Below are 1668 nucleotides of genomic sequence, written 5' to 3'. Positions count from 1 at the left end.
TAAATGACGGGACATTAACCTTATCGGTGACGGTGACTGACAGTGCGAGTAACGCAGCTACGGCGGTGACGGATACGGCCAGCTTAGATAAAACCAAGCCAACGGTGACGACCTTCAGTGCCTCAGATAGCAATTTAAAAGCGGGCGAAACGGCGACCATCAGCATTGTGCTGAGTGAAGCCAGTACCACCTTTAGTGAGTCGGATATCAGTGTGTCAGGGGGCACGTTGAGTAACTTTAGTGCCACGTCCAGCACCCAATATAGCGTGTTATTTACACCCACGGCGGACTCACAAAGCAATGCCACCTTGGACATTGCAGCCGATACATTCACCGATGCAGCGGGCAATAACAATACGGCCGCGACCCAGTTGCCAATCACGGTAGATACCAAGGCACCGAGCGGTCACGGTGTGGCATTCGACGATAGCTTGTATTCAAACACCGAAAAAACAGCGGCGTCCTTTACCTTCAGTAGCGCAGAAGTGGGCGCAACATACAGCTACACCATTTCGAGCAGCAATGGTGGCACAGCGGTGACCGGCAATGGTACCGTGACGTCAGCCAGTCAGCAGTTATCCAACTTGGATTTAAGCGCCCTGAATGACGGTACGCTGACTTTATCCGTGACCTTAACGGACACCGCGGGCAATGCAGCCACAGCAGTGACCGCCAGCAGTACGTTAGATACGACCGCGCCAAATGGTCATGGTGTGACCCTGAATGACACCAGCTATAACAGTACGGAAACGGGATCTGCCAGCTTTAGTTTCAGCAGTGCAGAGGTCGGTGCAACCTACAGTTATACCCTCAATAGCAGCAATGGTGGAACGGCGGTGACGGGCAATGGCAATATTACCAGTGCCAGCCAAACGGTGAATATCGCGGATATCAGTGGCTTAAATGACGGGACATTAACCTTATCGGTGACGGTGACTGACAGTGCGAGTAACGCAGCTACGGCGGTGACGGATACGGCCAGCTTAGATAAAACCAAGCCAACGGTGACGACCTTCAGTGCATCGGATAGCAATTTAAAAGCGGGCGAAACGGCGACCATCAGCATTGTGCTGAGTGAAGCCAGTACCACCTTTAGTGAGTCGGATATCAGTGTGTCAGGGGGCACGTTGAGTAACTTTAGTGCCACGTCCAGCACCCAATATAGCGTGTTATTTACACCCACGGCGGACTCACAAAGCAATGCCACCTTGGACATTGCAGCCGATACATTCACCGATACGGCGGGCAATAACAATACGGCCGCGACCCAGTTGCCAATCACGGTAGATACCAAGGCACCGAGCGGTCACGGTGTGGCATTCGACGATAGCTTGTATTCAAACACCGAAAAAACAGCGGCGTCCTTTACCTTCAGTAGCGCAGAAGTGGGCGCAACATACAGCTACACCATTTCGAGCAGCAATGGTGGCACAGCGGTGACCGGCAATGGCACCGTGACGTCAGCCAGTCAGCAGTTATCCAACTTGGATTTAAGCGCCTTGAATGACGGTACGCTGACTTTATCCGTGACTTTAACGGACACCGCAGGCAATGCAGCCACAGCAGTGACCGCCAGCAGTACGTTAGATACGACCGCGCCAAATGGTCATGGTGTGACCCTGAATGACACCAGCTATAACAGTACGGAAACGGGATCTGCCAGCTTTA

General features: G+C 52.7%; 1 protein-coding gene. It reads left to right on the top strand.

From position 1 onward, the window contains the following. On the top strand, window positions 1–1668 hold a 1668-nt coding region (locus QNM18_RS27245), incomplete at both ends, for a beta strand repeat-containing protein (protein WP_284138949.1).

Origin of the sequence: Pseudoalteromonas obscura (assembly GCF_030135505.1) — a bacterium.
Lineage (GTDB): Bacteria > Pseudomonadota > Gammaproteobacteria > Enterobacterales > Alteromonadaceae > Pseudoalteromonas > Pseudoalteromonas obscura.
The sequence above is the reverse complement of the archived record's forward strand: the minus strand, read 5'-3'. Positions and strand labels throughout refer to the sequence as shown.